The organism is Streptomyces sp. SAS_272, from assembly GCF_052543235.1.
In genome coordinates, this window is the sequence record NZ_JBMNDR010000073.1 from 13,206 (window position 1) to 28,963 (window position 15,758).

Annotated in this window: 19 protein-coding genes; 15 read left to right on the forward strand and 4 right to left on the reverse strand. The window is 70.3% G+C overall.

What is annotated here, in order from left to right; all coding sequences use genetic code 11:
• Positions 1–23 precede the first annotated feature (23 nt).
• Both ACN6LD_RS31750 and ACN6LD_RS31755 read left to right on the forward strand, forming a co-directional pair.
• The gene (locus tag ACN6LD_RS31750; protein WP_004986406.1) at positions 24–311 is read left to right on the forward strand and encodes a DUF1416 domain-containing protein; all 288 of its coding nucleotides are present in this window, start codon (positions 24–26) and stop codon (positions 309–311) included.
• A gap of 79 nt (positions 312–390) precedes the next feature.
• Entirely contained in the window at positions 391–651 is a 261-nt protein-coding gene (locus ACN6LD_RS31755; protein WP_266720710.1) for a DUF3099 domain-containing protein, read from the forward strand.
• A gap of 70 nt (positions 652–721) precedes the next feature.
• Here the strand turns inward: ACN6LD_RS31755 and ACN6LD_RS31760 are convergent, their stop codons facing one another.
• Entirely contained in the window at positions 722–1,084 is a 363-nt protein-coding gene (locus ACN6LD_RS31760; protein ID WP_445044999.1) for a DsrE family protein, read from the reverse strand.
• 98 nt (positions 1,085–1,182) lie between these two features.
• Here ACN6LD_RS31760 and ACN6LD_RS31765 point away from each other — a divergent pair, with 98 nt between their 5' ends.
• The 6 genes from ACN6LD_RS31765 (at position 1,183) to ygfZ (ending at position 6,186) form a co-directional block, all read left to right on the forward strand.
• A complete protein-coding gene (locus ACN6LD_RS31765) occupies positions 1,183–1,947 on the forward strand; it encodes a hypothetical protein (RefSeq protein ID WP_319196527.1) in 765 nt (254 codons plus the stop codon).
• Positions 1,944–2,816, forward strand: coding sequence for a hypothetical protein (locus ACN6LD_RS31770; RefSeq protein WP_445045000.1), 873 nt, complete (start codon positions 1,944–1,946; stop codon positions 2,814–2,816). Before ACN6LD_RS31765 ends, ACN6LD_RS31770 begins: the two co-directional genes overlap by 4 nt.
• Entirely contained in the window at positions 2,813–3,898 is a 1,086-nt protein-coding gene (locus ACN6LD_RS31775; protein ID WP_445045001.1) for a hypothetical protein, read from the forward strand. The genes ACN6LD_RS31770 and ACN6LD_RS31775 overlap by 4 nt, the downstream gene beginning before the upstream one ends.
• Positions 3,899–4,146: 248 nt before the next feature.
• Positions 4,147–4,722 carry a heme-binding beta-barrel domain-containing protein gene (locus tag ACN6LD_RS31780; protein ID WP_057579256.1) on the forward strand — a complete coding sequence of 192 codons (576 nt, stop codon included), beginning with the start codon at positions 4,147–4,149 and terminating at the stop codon, positions 4,720–4,722.
• Between the two features lie 26 nt (positions 4,723–4,748).
• Positions 4,749–5,210: a Fur family transcriptional regulator gene (locus tag ACN6LD_RS31785; protein ID WP_445045002.1), complete on the forward strand. Its 462-nt coding sequence runs from the start codon at positions 4,749–4,751 to the stop codon at positions 5,208–5,210.
• Between the two features lie 10 nt (positions 5,211–5,220).
• Positions 5,221–6,186 carry a CAF17-like 4Fe-4S cluster assembly/insertion protein YgfZ gene (gene ygfZ / locus ACN6LD_RS31790; protein WP_319190579.1) on the forward strand — a complete coding sequence of 322 codons (966 nt, stop codon included), beginning with the start codon at positions 5,221–5,223 and terminating at the stop codon, positions 6,184–6,186.
• Between the two features lie 130 nt (positions 6,187–6,316).
• Here the strand turns inward: ygfZ and dtd are convergent, their stop codons facing one another.
• Positions 6,317–6,742: a D-aminoacyl-tRNA deacylase gene (gene dtd, locus ACN6LD_RS31795; protein ID WP_057579432.1), complete on the reverse strand. Its 426-nt coding sequence runs from the start codon at positions 6,740–6,742 to the stop codon at positions 6,317–6,319.
• A 159-nt stretch (positions 6,743–6,901) separates the two neighbouring features.
• Between dtd and ACN6LD_RS31800 the strand changes: the two genes are divergently transcribed.
• The 3 genes from ACN6LD_RS31800 (at position 6,902) to ACN6LD_RS31810 (ending at position 10,121) form a co-directional block, all read left to right on the forward strand.
• The gene (locus tag ACN6LD_RS31800; protein ID WP_319190581.1) at positions 6,902–7,468 is read left to right on the forward strand and encodes an RsiG family protein; all 567 of its coding nucleotides are present in this window, start codon (positions 6,902–6,904) and stop codon (positions 7,466–7,468) included.
• 139 nt (positions 7,469–7,607) lie between these two features.
• Positions 7,608–8,879, forward strand: coding sequence for a GNAT family N-acetyltransferase (locus tag ACN6LD_RS31805; protein ID WP_445045003.1), 1,272 nt, complete (start codon positions 7,608–7,610; stop codon positions 8,877–8,879).
• Positions 8,880–9,212: 333 nt separating this feature from the next.
• Positions 9,213–10,121 carry a winged helix-turn-helix domain-containing protein gene (locus ACN6LD_RS31810; RefSeq protein WP_319190585.1) on the forward strand — a complete coding sequence of 303 codons (909 nt, stop codon included), beginning with the start codon at positions 9,213–9,215 and terminating at the stop codon, positions 10,119–10,121.
• Here the strand turns inward: ACN6LD_RS31810 and ACN6LD_RS31815 are convergent.
• Entirely contained in the window at positions 10,111–10,305 is a 195-nt protein-coding gene (locus ACN6LD_RS31815; RefSeq protein ID WP_057579244.1) for a hypothetical protein, read from the reverse strand. The genes ACN6LD_RS31810 and ACN6LD_RS31815 overlap by 11 nt on opposite strands.
• Positions 10,306–10,513: 208 nt before the next feature.
• On the opposite strand from ACN6LD_RS31815, the gene ACN6LD_RS31820 reads away from it, so the two are divergent.
• Both ACN6LD_RS31820 and ACN6LD_RS31825 read left to right on the forward strand, forming a co-directional pair.
• Entirely contained in the window at positions 10,514–11,392 is an 879-nt protein-coding gene (locus ACN6LD_RS31820) for a winged helix-turn-helix domain-containing protein (RefSeq protein ID WP_319190588.1), read from the forward strand.
• Positions 11,392–12,129 (forward strand): HAD family hydrolase, encoded by a 738-nt coding sequence (locus ACN6LD_RS31825; protein ID WP_445045004.1) that lies wholly within the window; start codon positions 11,392–11,394, stop codon positions 12,127–12,129. The genes ACN6LD_RS31820 and ACN6LD_RS31825 overlap by 1 nt, the downstream gene beginning before the upstream one ends.
• Here the strand turns inward: ACN6LD_RS31825 and ACN6LD_RS31830 are convergent.
• Positions 12,119–12,301, reverse strand: coding sequence for a hypothetical protein (locus ACN6LD_RS31830; RefSeq protein WP_319190592.1), 183 nt, complete (start codon positions 12,299–12,301; stop codon positions 12,119–12,121). The genes ACN6LD_RS31825 and ACN6LD_RS31830 overlap by 11 nt on opposite strands.
• 192 nt (positions 12,302–12,493) lie before the next feature.
• On the opposite strand from ACN6LD_RS31830, the gene ACN6LD_RS31835 reads away from it, so the two are divergent.
• Positions 12,494–13,366, forward strand: a complete 873-nt coding sequence (locus ACN6LD_RS31835) for a winged helix-turn-helix domain-containing protein (protein ID WP_319190594.1) — start codon at positions 12,494–12,496, stop codon at positions 13,364–13,366.
• A gap of 203 nt (positions 13,367–13,569) precedes the next feature.
• On the forward strand, positions 13,570–15,750 hold the full coding sequence (locus ACN6LD_RS31840) for an aminoglycoside phosphotransferase family protein (RefSeq protein WP_319190596.1): 2,181 nt from the start codon (positions 13,570–13,572) through the stop codon (positions 15,748–15,750).
• Positions 15,751–15,758 lie beyond the last annotated feature (8 nt).

Here is a 15,758-nt window from a genome sequence, read left to right on the forward strand (position 1 = left end):
GTCAGACCCCTCTGGAGAAACACATGTGTGGAGCGAAGGCCGGCGGCCCGGACGCCTCGACGATCAAGCCCGGTGAGACCACGATCCAGGGTCAGGTGACCCGGGACGGCGAGCCGGTGACGGGCTACGTCCGTCTGCTGGACTCGACCGGCGAGTTCACCGCGGAGGTCCCGACCTCCGCCACCGGACAGTTCCGCTTCTACGCGGCCGAAGGCACCTGGACCGTCCGCGCCCTCGTGCCCGGCGGCACCGCCGACCGCACCGTGGTCGCCCAGCAGGGCGGTCTCGCCGAGGTCGCGATCGCGGTCTGAGCACGACGCTGGGGCCGTGTCCCACGGGTTGGACTCCCGGGACACGGCCCTTCGCCGTGTCCCGGCCTACCCTGGACGTATGCTCGCCCGCCGACGGCACGTCTATTTCGCGATGATGGGCACCTGCATCACGCTGTTCGTCCTGGCGTGGGCGGTCGTGCGCATCTGGTCGACGCCCGCGGCCGTCGCGATGTGCCTGGTGGCGATGGTCATCCCGCCGGTCGCGGCGATGGTCGCCAACCGCCGCGGCCCCGAGGACCGCTGGTGGGACGACCCCTCGGGCGACCCCAAGTCCGACGAGTGGTGGGACGAACTCGACGGCAAGAGACGCCGCCCGTAGAACGCCCCGGACACCCTGCCCCCGGGGCGCTGGTACGACGACCCCGTACGGGTCTCTCCCAGAGCACGCCTCAGTACACGAGCGCCTGCGCGTCCTCGCCCAGCGCCTCCTGGACGAACACCTGCGCCCCCGCGATCCGGACGCCGTCGATGACGTCCTTCTCCGTGATGTCCCGGCGGGCTGCGCACTGGGTGCACAGGGTGAGACGGCCGCCGGCCAGGACGGATTCGAGGAGACCGGGCAGCGGCGCCGCGTGCGGGAGCTCGAACTCCGCGGCCCGGCCCGGCAGCGCGAACCAGGCGGACTCCCCGGTCAGCCACAGGGAGACCTCGACGCCGCTGGCCACGGCGACCGCGGCGACCGTGAACGCCTGAGAGCACCGCTCGGGCGCGTCGGCCCCTGCCGTCACCTTGATCACGAGCTTCTTCGCCATACCCGAATCGTAATCAGGTTCCTTACAACCGCCGATGTTGACCATGGGTCTCCTGTGAAGCGTGTCACCGAAAGCGCTTCACACATGAGGGGGATGTCGTGGAAGATCCGGAAAGGGCGGACGGGGCTGATCCGTCCGGCCCACGCCCCGGCACCCGGCCCCGGGGCCGTACGACGCTGATGCTCGCCGGAGCCGCCCTGCTGGGGGTGGTCGCCGGAGCATGCGTCGGGTACGTGATCCAGGCCGGCCGTGCGCCCACCGCGCTGCCGCCGCTCTCCCAGCCCGTCGTGGGACAGGCCGGGGGCGGGGCCGAACCGCTGTCGGCGGCGCAGGACCGTCGGGTCAAGACCGACGGCGACCTGCGCAAGCTGCTGATCACGCGGCCCAGGGGGGCGAAGGACAGAGGGACCGCGACGGGGAGGGACGGCTGGGCGGACCTGGTCACCTACGCGAGGGGCTACAAGAAGCCGTCCGTCGTGTTCGACGACCTCCTCGACGACGAGTTCCGCCGTGCGGCCGCGGTCTCGTGGCGGGTGGGCGAGACGTACAGCGTCGAGATCGACCTCGTGCAGTTCCGCCAGACGGACGCGCTGGAGGCGTCCGACTGGGCCGAGAACGGCCGCTACTGGGCCGAGAAGGCGCACGACACCCGTGACTGGCCCGTCCCCGGCACCGGGGACGGCAACGGCGTGGCCTATGTGCACGACACACCCGAACGCAAGCCCGGCTACCTCCCGCTGTACTCGGCCGAGGCGTACGCCTGGCGGGGAGACGTCTGCATGGAGATCCGCGTCTACGACAGCAAGCCGATATCCAAGGGAACGATCATGGACCTGGCCGAGCGGCAGGTGGGGAAGCTGTGAGCGGGACCACCGCGGCCGAGAGCGGCGGGACCACCGCGGCCGAGAGCGGCGGGACCGCCGCGGCCCAAGCGGAAGCCGAAGCCGTTTCCGTGACCGACGAGCCCGCCGCGGGGAAGCCCAGCGCCGGCCGCGCCCGCCGGGTCGCCGCCGTGACCGGGGCCGTGCTGCTGGCCTGCGCGGTCGTCGGCGGTGTCGGCTGCACCGTCGTGAAGGTCCAGGACGCCGACCGCGACGCCGGCAGCCCCGCCTGGAAGTTCCCCGCCCTGCCCGCCGAGGGAGACGGCGGGAAGAAGGGCGGCGCGACCGGGTCGGGACTGAGAGCCCTGATGCTGCCGTTCGACGACGGCTTCCAACCCGGCCCCGACCCGGACGAGTTCGGACAGGACATCGAGTTCAGCGGCGCGCAGGCCACGGCCCTGCGCAAGGAGTCGTTCAGGGAGCTGCCCAGCGCCTCACGGCGAAAGCTGGAGAAGATGGTCGACAAGGAGCGCATCAAGGGCATGGCGAGGCGCAGTTACGTCGCCCCCGGGCCGGACTACAACTCCCAGGCGGTCACCTTCGAGGTCACCCTGTCGAGGCAGGAGAACCCGACCGCCGTGCGCCGCTCGGCGGCGGCCTTCAACGGTTTCGTCGCGGCCATGGACCTCTTCCGCAAGGGTCCGAAGATCGACGGCCACCCTGACGCCCGATGCTTCCTGAGCCCCAAGGGCAAGACCACGGACCTGGGCGTGGCGCTGTGCACCGCCGCCGTGGGAGACGTGCTGGTCAGCGTCACATCGGCCGCACCCGAACCGATCGACGGCACGTTCGTCGCCAAGTTCTTCGCCGAGCAACTCGACCGTATCGACGACCCGGGACAGGCCGTATGACCACCGAGCACCCCCGCCTGCAGCCGCCACCGGCCCCGGAGCCGCCGGAGCCGACCCCCGAGCCGCAGCCGCAGCCGCAGCCGGAACCGGCCCCCGCCCCGGCCCCGGAACCGACCCCGGCCCCGGAGCCGACCCCGGCCCCGGAGCCGCTTACGGAACCGACGCCTGCGCCGGAGCCGCTGCCGGAGTCACCGCCGGAGCCGACAGACGCCTCCGGGGCGTCCCCCGAAACCCTTTCCGACGCTCCCGACCCCCTCCCGGACGCGGCTCCCGGCCCCCTCCCCGGCCCCCTCCCCGGCCCGCAGGACCCGCCCGCCCCGAAGGACCGCCGTGTCCTGCGGGCCGCCCTGCGCTGGACCGCCGTCGTCACGGTCTTCGCCGCGCTCGGGGCGGGGACGGCGTACGGGATCGCGCGCATGGAGCGCACGGAACTGCCCGGGCTGGCCACCACGTCGGACGGCCGCTGGGCCTACCCGGACATCGCCAGGCCGCCGCTGCCCTCCGGCAGCCCGAGCCCGTTCGACATCCGGAACGAGGGCTCCGCCCACTACGCGGACCTGCGGGCGCTGCTTCTTCCCGCGCCCGAGGGCTCGACGGAGGACAAGGCGCTGCGCGGCGCCGACGGCTGGCTGGCAACCAAGGACTTCCTGCCGGTGTTCGAGGCGAAGGAGGACCGCACCGCCGTCGGACAGCTGCTCACCGACAACGGCCTGCGGCACATCGCGGCCCGCGGCTGGACCACCCCGGACGGCACCCGCACCGGTGTCTACCTGCTGCAGTTCGACACGGGAGTGGTCGCCGACGGCCTGTACACCGCTCTCACCACGTTCACCGGCCCGGTGCACGCGGCCCGCGGCGCGGCCGAGACGGAGTTCGACGACGGGTACCCCATCGCCGCCGACGTCCCCAACGTCGAACGTCATGTCTACGACGAGGCGAAGCCGTACGGCGCGGAGCAGCTGCGGCAGGCCTACCTGCGCGCCGGCGACGTCCTCGCGCTGGTGCTGCAGTCCCGCAAGGGCGCCGCGGCGGCCGTTCCGTTCCAGCAGACCGTGGCCCTGCAGAGTCAGCTGCTGAGCTGACGCCCGTGGAGGGCGTACCTCACAAGGAGGGCGGGGTCCCGGCCGCGTAAGCTGGGGCCCGGCCCTGTCGTACGTGTCGCGAGTCGTCCGTACCCGAAGCACGCTCATCCGAGGAGCACCCGTGGAGATCTTCTTCGAAGCCCTGCTGGTCCTGGTCTGCGTCGGCGTTCTCGCCTTCGCCGGTCTGACCGTGAAGAAGCTGTACCAGGGCCAGCGCTGAGACCGACCACCTCCAGGAACTGCCACTCATGATCGAGATTCCGTCCGACCTCCACAAGGACCTCGTCCCCCTCGCCTTCCTGCTCGGCAGCTGGGCGGGAGCGGGAGTGCACGACTTCCCGGGGTCGCAGAAGTGCAACTTCGGGCAGGAGGTCACCTTCGCCCACGACGGCCGTGACTTCCTGGAGTACCACTCCCACACGTGGGTGCTGGACAACGACGGCAACAAGGTCCGTCCCCTGGAGTCCGAGTCCGGTTTCTGGCGCATCGACGCCGACCGCAAGGTCGAGGTGACGATGGTCCGCGACGACGGCGTGGTCGAGATCTGGTACGGCGAGCTCGCCGACAAGAAGCCGCAGATCGACCTCGTCACCGACGCCGTGGCCCGCACGGCCGCCTCCGGCCCCTACACCGGCGGCAAGCGCCTGTACGGGTACGTCAAGAGCGACCTCATGTGGGTCGGCGAGAAACAGACCCCCGAGGTCGAGCTGCGCCCCTACATGTCGGCCCACCTGAAGAAGGTCGTCACCCCGGAGGACGTCGAACGCTGGGCCAAGGCCCTCCCCGACGACATGCCGGACGACGGGATCGCCTTCTTCAAGTAGCCCCGGACGGGCCTAGACTCTTCTGTGTGGTGAGCACTGAAAGCACTGACTGGAAGAGCGACCTGCGGCAGCGCGGATACCGCCTGACGCCGCAGCGCCAGCTTGTCCTGGAGGCCGTGGACACGCTGGAGCACGCGACCCCCGACGCGATCCTCGTGGAAGTGAGGAAGACGGCGTCGGGGGTCAACATTTCCACGGTGTACCGGACCCTGGAGCTCCTGGAGGAGCTGGGGCTGGTCAGCCACGCGCACCTGGGACACGGGGCGCCGACGTACCACCTCGCCGAGCGGCACCACCACATCCACCTGGTGTGCCGGGACTGCGACGACATCATCGAGGCCGACGTGCAGGTGGCCGCCGAGTTCACGGCCAAGCTGCGGCAGAGCTTCGGCTTCGAGACCGACATGAAGCACTTCGCGATCTTCGGCCGCTGCCATGACTGCACGCTCAAGGGTTCGACCGTCAAGGGTTCCCCTACCGGGTCGTAGGCTTGGCGGTATGAAGAGCCCTCTGCTGTCCCTGCCCGGCGCCGTCCCCGCCGAGGGCGTGGACGAAGACGTCGCCGGTCACTACGGCGACCTGTTCCGCGAGCAGCGCGCCCTCGCCGACGGCGCCGGTTTCGTCGACCTCTCGCACCGCGGAGTCGTCGCCGTCACCGGCGAGGACCGGTTGAGCTGGCTGCACCTCCTGCTCACCCAGCACCTCACCGACCTTCCCGTCGGCCAGGCCGCCGAGGCGCTGATCCTCTCCGCGCACGGTCACATCGAGCACGCGCTGTACCTGGTCGACGACGGCACGACGGTCTGGGCGCACGTCGAGCCCGGCACCCAGGACGCGCTGATCGCGTACCTGGAGTCGATGAAGTTCTTCTACCGGGTCGAGGTCGCCGACCGGACCGCGGACACCGCCGTCGTCCATCTGCCCGCGGGGTCGATCGCGCCCGTCCCGCCGGGCGTCGTGGTCCGCGAGACCGCACACGGCCGCGACCTCTTCCTGCCCCGCGTCGACCTGGAGTCTTACGCCGGACAGGCCGGTCCGCCCGCCGGGATCCTGGCGCACGAGGCGCTCCGCGTCGAGCAGCACCGTCCGCGCCTCGGATTCGAGACCGATCACCGCACCATTCCGCACGAGCTCGGCTGGATCGGCACCGCCGTGCATCTGCAGAAGGGCTGCTACCGGGGCCAGGAGACGGTCGCCCGGGTCCAGAACCTCGGCAAGCCGCCCCGTCGCCTGGTCTTCCTCCACCTCGACGGCAGCGAGGTCCACCTGCCCGCCGCGGGCACCGAGCTCCGCGTCGCCGACGAGGCGCCCGACGGCCGGAAGATCGGCTTCATCACCACGTCCGCGCGCCACCACGAACTCGGCCCGGTCGCCCTGGCGTTGGTGAAGCGCAACGTCCCGGTGGACGCCCCGCTGCTGGCGGGCGCCACGGCGGCGGCGCAGGAGCTCGTCGTCGAGCCGTAGAGGTGGACCGGCCCGGACCGGTCCCGGACGGACCGGCGGGCCGCCTCGGACAGGCCGCCTCGGACAGGCCGCCCCGGGCGAGCCGCCCTGGGCGTGCCGCCGACGAGCCCGGGACCGGTCCTGGACCGTCCTAGACCTCGATCAGGACCGTGAACGGGCCGTCGTTCGTCAGCGACACCCGCATCCGCGCGCCGAAGCGGCCCGTCGCCACGGTGGCCCCGAGGGCGCGCAGCTGCGCCACGACCTCGTCGACGAGCGGTTCGGCGACGGGGCCCGGGGCGGCCGCGTTCCAGGTGGGCCGGCGGCCCTTGCGCGCGTCGCCGTACAGCGTGAACTGGCTGATCACCAGCAGCGGGGCGGCGATGTCACTGCAGGACTTCTCGTCGTGCAGCATGCGTACCGACCAGAGCTTGCGCGCGAGCTGGGCCGCCTTCTGCGCGGTGTCGTCATGGGTGACGCCGACCAGGACGCACAGCCCCTCGCCGCTGATCTCGCCGACCGTCTCGCCGTCCACGACGACGCTCGCGCCGTCCACCCTCTGCACCACCGCTCGCATGCGGACCATGATGCCGGGTCGCGGGCGCGGACCGGCGACTGGCCCATTTTTGATCCTTAAGCCCCTGTCTGGGGCCGTTCGGGGGGACTCGGTCACAAAGCAGCCACTTGGGGTGGCACGATGCTTTCCACACGCCGGTCGAGGGGACGGTTGAGGCACATGAGCACACCGAGTACCGAGCGGTCGGCAACACGCCGCCCGCCCGCACAGCGCAGCGACAGCCCCATGCTGCCCGTCGAACCGCCCGCACAGGATCTGGCCGGGCTGAGCCTGCCCGAGCTGCGCACCCTGCGCCGGGACGCCCAGCGCGACGAGGCCGACCTCAGCTACGTACGACGGCTGTTGCAGGGCCGGATCGACATCCTGCGCGCCGAGCTGGCCCGGCGCTCGCCCACGGGCGCGGCCTCCGTGGTGGACCGGCTGCCGGAGATCCTCACGGACGGCCCGGCCCGGCACCGTTCCTCCGCGCGTCACGTCACCCTGGGCACGCCGCACAGCGAGGAGGGCCGGCGGCTCGCCGCCGACATGCTGGCCGACGTCGAGCTCTCCGACCTCGACGCCCGTACGGACCTCGAGCTGCACGAGGCGATGGCCCGGCTGGTGCGCTACGAGCAGCAGGTCTCCGGCCGCCGTCAGCACCTCCAGCGGACGGCCGACCAGTCCGGCGCGGAGATCACCAGGCGGTACCGGGAGGGGGAGGCGCAGGTGGAGGACCTGCTGGTGTGAGCCCGGAGGGAGCGCCGCACCCGGTGCCGGAGGCCCGGGGAGCGCCGGCCCGGGGCCGGCGGTCGTGGGCGGACGGGTGGTCGCGGGCGGCGGAGACAAATGCGCGCGGCGTCCGACCGCGCCTGCTTACGGTGACGCCATGACCAGCCGAGCCAGCCGAGCCAGCCTCACCGTCGACACCCGTCTGATCACCGACTCCGAACTCCCCGACTGGATAAGGGCCCTGAACACGGGCTTCCTGCGCCCGCCGGGCGTCACCGAACAGTTGCTGGCGGAACGCCGCGCGGCCATCTCGGACTCCCGCACGTCGGGCGCCTTCGACGCCGGCCGCTGCGTCGCCACGTTCCGCTCCTTCCCGCAGGAGCTCACCGCCGTCGGCGGCGCCGCCGTCCCGGCCGACGCGATCTCCAACGTCACCGTCTCGCCCACGCACCGCCGCCGCGGCCTGCTCACCCGGCTGATGACCGACGACCTCTCGGCCGCGAAGGAGCGCGGGGACGTCGTGGCCACGCTCATCGCGGCCGAGTACCGCATCTACGGCCGCTACGGCTTCGGCCCGGCCACCACGACGACCGAGTGGTCGATCGACGTGCCGCGCGCCGGTCTGGACCCGCGCCGTTCGGGGCAGCCGGAGGAGGGCCGGATCGACCTCGTGGACGGCGACGAGGTCCGCAAGACGGGCCCCGGGCTGCACGAGCGGCTGCGACGCGCCCAGCCCGGCGCCGTCAGCAGGAGCGACAAGTGGTGGGACGTCCAGACCGGGCTGGCGAACCCGACCGGTGATCCCTGGACCGAGCCCTTCTACGCGATGTACCGCTCCCCGGACGGCGAGGTGGAGGGGCTGGTCGCCTACCGGGCCGACGAGAAGTGGAGCGACGCCAAGCAGCCGCTGAACACGGCGTCGGTGAGGTGGCTGATCGCGGTGACCCCGGCGGCGGAGCGCGCCCTGTGGCACTACCTCTGCTCCATCGACTGGATCACCCGGGTGAAGTCGGGCTGGCGCTCCCCGGGCGACCTGCTGCCGCTCTACCTGCCGGACCCGCGCGCGGCGGTCGTCACCACGCAGGCGGACTGGCTGTGGGTGCGGATCCTGGACGTCGTACGGGCCCTGGAGGCGCGTACCTACGACGCTGCGGGAGCGATGGTGCTGGAGGTCGTCGACGGGGCCGGCCTGGCCGGCGGCCGCTTCCTGCTGGACGCGACCCCCGACGGCGTCTCCTGCGCGCCGACGACCCGGAGCGCCGACCTCGCTCTCGACATCGGCGAGCTGGCGACGCTGTGGCTGGGCGACGAGTCCGCGGTGCGGCTGGCGGCCCTCGGCCGGCTCCGGGAAGAACGAGCGGGCGCCGCCCGGGGGGCCGACGCCCTGCTGCGTACGTCCGGGCGGCCTTGGTGCCCGGACATGTTCTGACGGCTCCTCTCGTGCGCGGTCGGTGCGGTGTGGCAGCGGATCCATGGACCTGAACCCCTGGATCCGCTCATCCGTAGCTGTTCAGTTGTGGCTGTGCGTCGTTCTGAAGTTGTGGCTGAGCGGGTGCTGTTCAGTTGTGGCTGTACGTCGGTGTCGGCCGTGCGGGCTCCCGGCTCCCCTCCGGAAGGGGGCCCACCGGCCAACCGTCTAGAAGCTTGACCATGTCGTTGAAGTTGGCTGCCAACTTCACTGTACTTATGTCCGCTTGGAAGCGTCCTATAACCATCTCTCTTTGAACTGCCAGAAGATGGCGAGAAGTTGTAGTGTGCGGACGTGGAGCCGGAACATGCCTCCGTCAAGGGGCGGAGGGAGGCGGAGCGGCCGCAGCCGTCACACCGTGAGGTGGCCGACGAGTTGCGCACCCGGATCAGAACCGGAGTGCTGCGGCCGGGTCAGCGCATGCCCACGCAGGCCAAGCTGGCGAAGGAGTTCGGCGTCGAGCGGGGCACCGTGCGGCAGGCGCTGCGCATTCTGCAGTCGGAACGGCTTCTCAGCAACGTCTCCAAAGGGAGCCCGGCGACGGTCGCGGCGCGGTCCGAGGCGGCCGGCCTCCCGATCGGGCCCGGCGCGGCGCCGCAGCCCTCGATGGTGGGGCTGCCGCCCCGCGTCACCGCGGCCTTCGCGGCAGAGCACGTCGAGGTCGACGCCCTCTGCCTGACCGCGGTGTCGCTGACGGCCGCGATCGGCGAACCGCTGCGGCAGATCCATGCGGGGCAGCTGAAACCGGCCAAGATCGACGTCCGGGTGCTGCTGCCGTCCCGGGACATCGATCTCGCCTTCCCCACGCCGGTGGACGGCTCGCCCAGCGGACGGCTGCAGCGCCACTGGCTCGCCCACCGCAACGCCCAGGGCCAGGTGCTGCGGCACAACCTGCTGACCCTGCGTTCCACGCACGGCATCGACGTGCACGTCACCTTCCGCGCGCTGCCCTTCACCCCGCCCGTCAAGCTGTATCTGCTCAACGGGACGGAGGCGTTGTTCGCTTACTACACGGTCACCCGGGGCGAGCAGACGATCGACCAGGAGCACCTGGAGCTGTACGACGCCGAGGGCACACGGTCGCTGCTGTTCGCCTTCGAGGAGGGCGCCGGCCCTCGGGACACGACCTTGGTGGAGCAGTCCCGACGATGGTTCGACGCGCTGTGGGACACCATCAGCTCGGAGCTGGTGCTCACGAGCTGACGGCGGGTCCGGTGGCGAGGAGGGCGAGGATCACCGCGCCGAGGGAACTGATGGCAGGGCTCTTGGCCTTGACGCCGACGCTGAGCAGAAGCAGGCCGACGGCGCCGGTGCTGCCGTACTTCCACTGGATGGTCTGTTCGACGCCGACGACGAAGGCGGCGCAGAGGAGGACAAGGGCGGGCATGGGCGGGTTCCCCCCTTCGGAGGCTGGGAGACGAGGTCCCGGTTCGAGGCCGGGATCGAGATCCGGGACCGGAGTCCGGAAGTGGGAGGCAAACCTTCCGCCAACTCGCTTGAGTTGGCAACCAACTATGACTATGTTGTCCCCACTTGGTGGCAACTGCTAAACAACTTTTAAACAACTCCCGTCAGATGGATGGAAGTTGTAGCGTTTGGTCGTGACCCAGGAGAACGTGGCAGTGAACGGCAGCGGAAGGCTTTCACCGCAGGAGATCGCCGGTGTCCTGCGCGAACGCATCCGCGCCGGGGAGCTCAGGGCCGGCGACCGGCTGCCCACACAGGCCGAACTCGCCGACGAGTTCGGCGTGGAGCGCGGCGCAGTCCGCCAGGCCCTGCGGTCACTGCAGGACGACGGCTTGCTCACCAACGTGAGCAAGGGCAGCCCGCCCCGGATCGCCCAGCCGCCGGCGCCGGGCCGCGAGGAGCCCCAGCCCACCATGGTCGCCCTGGCCCCCCGGCTCACGGCCGCCTTCTCGGCGCCCCATGTACGCATCGACGCCGCCTGCCTCACCGCCGAGAGCCTCATCCCGGCCCTGGGCGAACCGCTGCGGCTGATCCACGGAGGGCAGCTGAAGCCCGCAAGGATCGATGTGCGCATCCTGCTGCCGTCGCGGTACATCAGCCTCGCCTTCCCGGTCCCGGTCGACGGCCGCGGCGAGGACGACCCGGTCCACCAGCGCTGGCTGGCCATGCGCAACGCCCAGGGACACGTGCTCCGCCACAACCTGCAGACCCTGCGCTCGCACGGCATCGACGTCAACATCACCTTCCGCGCCCTGCCGTTCACCCCGCCGGTCAAGCTGTACCTCCTCAACGGCCAGGAGGCGCTGATGGCGTACTACATGGTCACCCGCCGCGAGGAGGCCACCGACAGCGGAACCCTGGACATGTACGACGTGCTGGGCACCGAGTCGCTCCTCTTCTCCTTCGAGAAGGCGGCCGGTCAGCGCGACGCCGCGTTCGTGGAGGAATCCCAGAAGTGGTTCGACGCCCTCTGGGAAACCATCACGACGGACCTGACACTCTCCTAGTGACCTCTGATACGCAGCAGACTCAACAGGTGACCCCCGACACCGAGACCGCTGATCTGCGGGAAGTGATCAGACGCGCGCGCGTCGTCCTCTGGGACTTCGACGGACCCATCTGCCGTCTCTTCGCCGGCCACTCGGCGGACGGCGTGGCCGACGGCCTGGTGGAGTGGCTCGAGGGGCGGGGCCTGCACCACCTGCTGACGGACTCCGAGCGGGACTCGCTCGACCCGCACGTCGTACTGCGCGCCGTGGACCGCCGGCACCCCGGCAGCGACCTGGTCACCGAGCTGGAGGAACGCCTCACCCAGGAAGAGCTGAAGGCCACGGCCACGGCGATGCCCACGCCCTACGCCGACCCGCTGATACGCACCCTGACGGCCCGCGGCCTGCGGCTGGCGATCACCACGAACAACTCCCCCCGGGTGGTCACCGCCTACCTCGCGAACCGGGGCCTCACCTCGTGTTTCACCCCCCACGTCTACGGCCGCACCCAGGAACTCCGCCACCTCAAGCCCCACCCGCACTGCCTGAACCTCGCCCTGCGCGCCATGGGCTCGGCGCCCGGCACCGCCCTGATGATCGGCGACACCCCCTCCGACTTCCTGGCCGCCCGGGAGGCGGGCGTCCCCTTCCTCGGCTACGCGCGTAACGAACGCAAGGAGAAACTGCTCACAGGCGCGGGCGCGACGCTGGTGGTGCCGTCCCTGCAACCGGTGCTGGAGGCGGTCAGGGCCTGAGCATCAGGGCCACGAGCACGACGGCCGCCCCGACGGCGAGCACGTCGTGCCGGGCTCGCACGCCTACGGCCACGGTGAACAGCAGCAGCACTCCCGCCACCCCCAGTTTGGCCTGCACCGTCAATCCCGCGCAGAACGCGAGGAGTTCCCAGAGTGCCGATAACAGGAGCATGGCCTTCCACCTCCTTGCCAGTCTCTGTGAAGCTTGCCATTACCGGTCCAATTGGACTGGTTGCCTTGAAATGGCTTTCCCCTCACGGGTTGATCCTTAACCGGACGGCTTTGTGGGGGACTTGACCGACGCCTGACCGGTGACTTGACCGGTATTGGTTTGCCATTGGCCGGATAGCGGTACGGTCGCCGTGTGGACGCGCAGCAGGGCAGTGACGGCGGAGGCAGGGAGTTCCATCGGGTCGCCGACGACCTGCGTGCCCGCATGACGGACGGCACCTACTCGCTGCGTTCCTTTCTGCCGTCCCAGCGGGACCTGGCCGAGGAGTACGGGGTCTCCCGCGACACCGTGCAGCGGGTGCTGAGGGAACTGGCCAACGAGGGCTGGATCGAGTCCCGCCAGGGCAGCGGATCCCGGGTGATCAAGATTCAGCGGATCCAGTCGTCGACGCCCAGAGCCACTCGGCTGCGCCACGGGGCGACACTGGGTCCGCTGCTCAGTGAGGCGTTCGAACAACCCGACGTCACCTTGGACGTCTTCACGCTGACGTCCGAATCGCTGGACGCGCACATCAGGCTGCAGGCCGAGCGGATCCGCGGCGGCTCGATAGCGCCCGAGCGCATCGGCCTGCGCATGATCCTGCCCTCCCGCGACCTCGACCTGCCCTATCCACGGGTCAAGGACGACAAAAACGACGACCGCCTGCGCAATCGGCTGCACGACATCACCGACCGTCACACGGACTCCCTGCGCGGGGTGCTGAGGGACCTGAAGACGGAGAAGTACGTGTCCTCGGTCGTCGTCCAGATCCGGCACGCGCCGCTGACGCCGGCCTTCAAGCTGTATCTGCTGAACGGTACGGAGGCCCTGCACGGCCCCTACGAGGTGGTCGAGCGGCGGATCGAACTGGATTCCGGCGAGGAGATCACCGCCCTGGACGTGCTGGGCCTCGGCGCCACCCTCACCCACCAGGTGAAGGACGAGGACCCCAACTCGTCGGGCACGGTCTTCGTGGAAACCTGGCGCTCCTGGTTCGAATCCGTCTGGGATCATCTCGCCGAATAGGCCGCTCGCGGTGCGCTAACATTCCCCAACCGCGCGAGAAATCGCCCGCGTCCATACGTATGAGACGGCGAACACGTCAGTCTCGAACGGCCCGACCGCAATGAGTGCCATACCACCCATTGGCATCATTCAGCATCGCTCCGGCCGGGTGACGCGTTTACCGTTTGCCCTACCCAGCCCAGTGCGAATCTTCGGAGCGGCCAGTGGTCGACCACCTTGTTCCCCCCCTTCAGCTCGGGGAACGAGCCGCTCAGGGAGCACTGCGGGCTTTCTTCAAGGCCGCCGCGTCGACCCGGGAGTCCAGCGGCCATCACAACCGCAACTACGTGCTGCCGCTGACGGACGACGTCGCCTCGCTCGTGGGCCGCGCCCCCGGCACCTCGGTGGTCGTGCGCACGCGGCGCTCCGACGCCCTGCCGGTGGTGATCAGGACCTGGCAGGACGAGGCGGCCATCCTGAACGCCGTGCAAGGCGTCCTGCCGCACGCGCCGGAATGCCTGGTCAAGGCACACGGCTACGCCCTTCACAGCTATGTGGAGGGCGTGCCGCTCTCCACGGTCTGCGGAAACGGTAAGCCTGTCGACACCCTGCTGCTCAGGGCGCTCGCGGGACTCCTGGGGCAGATGACCCAGGTACGACGGCAGGCTCTGCCGCCGCTGCCGAGTTCCTGGCCGGCCAACCACACGGACAGCCAGGGTTTCCTGAAGACCTTGGCCCACTGTGCGGACGAACAGATCCGCAAGCCCAACTGGGCTGAGTTCGGCGGTCTGTTCAAGGCATTGGGTATCTCCGACGACGCCCTGCTCCGCTTCGCCGAGCGAGTGCCCGCGATGACCCGGCGGCCGTACAGCCTGCTCCACGCGGATCTGCACCGGGACAACGTGATCGTGTCGTACGACGGCGCACCGCCTCTGGTCTGCGTCGACTGGGAGCTGGCGACGTACGGCGACCCGCTGCACGACCTCGCCACACACCTGGTGCGCATGCACTACCCGGATCATCAGTGGGACGAGGTGATCGATGCGTGGGCGGAGGCCATCTGCCGTTTCCGGCCCGGCGCCGCCAAGGGTTACGGCAGGGATCTACGCCACTATCTGGCCTTCGAGCGGGCTCAGTCGGTCTATCCGGACGTGATGCGTGCCGCGCGGTCGCTGCAGGAGTCGTGCACCGGCAAGAGGCTCGACGAGGCGACGGTGGAGGTGCGCAGGGCACTGATCGCGGCGGAGGAACCGCTGCGGCTGCGGAACGTCCCGGCGGAGGGCGAGATCGGACGAGCTCTGTTCCGGTGGCGGGTGTCTCGGGGCGACAGGGTGGTGAGCGACCAAGACTGGAGCAGGAAGGCCTTCGGCTGGACGCCGGATCCGCGCCTTCCCGAGAACCCTCGCTTCCCGGGGTCCGCTGTGCTGGAGGCACTGGCCGTGGAGGGAGCGGCTCCGGCGCACCGGGTCTTCAAGGGAACCGCGCACCTCAACTCGGTGGTCCTGGTACAGGGCATGCGGACTCCTGTGGTCGTGCGGCGCAAACTTCCGGACGTCTCGCGGCGGGAGCCCAGATACCTGAGTGAGCATGTCGTCCTGCAGGCGATCCAGGAGTCGCGCGTCCGCGTGGCGGCGCCGGAGGTCCTCGCGCTGGGGGCGAGTTACCCGGACGATCAACTCAGCATTCACACCTACGAGGGCACCCATATCGACCGGCCCCCGGTCCACCCGGTGAACGGCCTGCTGCCGCACGAGGCGGACGCGCTGGTCGACCAATTGTGCGAACTGACCCGGGTGGACCATGTGGTGATCGATCCGCAGGCCGGGCACGTCGATTTCTGCGAGTGGCTGAAGGAGCAGCTGGTCGGTCTGGTCCGTGACCTGCCGAAGAAGTCGCTGCAACTGGCTCGCACGCTGGGGCTGCCCGACGAGCGGCGTCTTCGGGAAATCCTTTCCCGCCACCGGGTGAGCCGTCGGGCGCCGGCGCTGCTGCACGGCGACCTCAACCCCTGGAACCTGGTGCGCCGCGAGGACGCCTTGGCCTTGACGATCATCGACTGGGAGATGGCGCTGGTCGGCGACCCGCTCTACGACCTGGTCCGGCACATGCACCTGACGCCCACGCGACCGGAGATCAGGGAGAGGATGTTCCTGCGGTGGCAACGGCAGTTGGCGCCGGAGTACACCAAGGACTCGGAGAAGGACTGGACCGTATACCGACGGATCGAGGTCATCCGTTCTGCGTACATCGACCTCGACCGCCTCGCGACAGGATCAAGTCTGGACGCACCCAACGTCCGCCGGGCCGTCAACTCCTACGCCGGCACGCTCGTGGCCGCCATCGCCATGCTGGGTCTCTCGGTGCCCGCGACGGCCAATCCCTACCTTGCCCGGGCGCTGGCCTAGGGCGTATT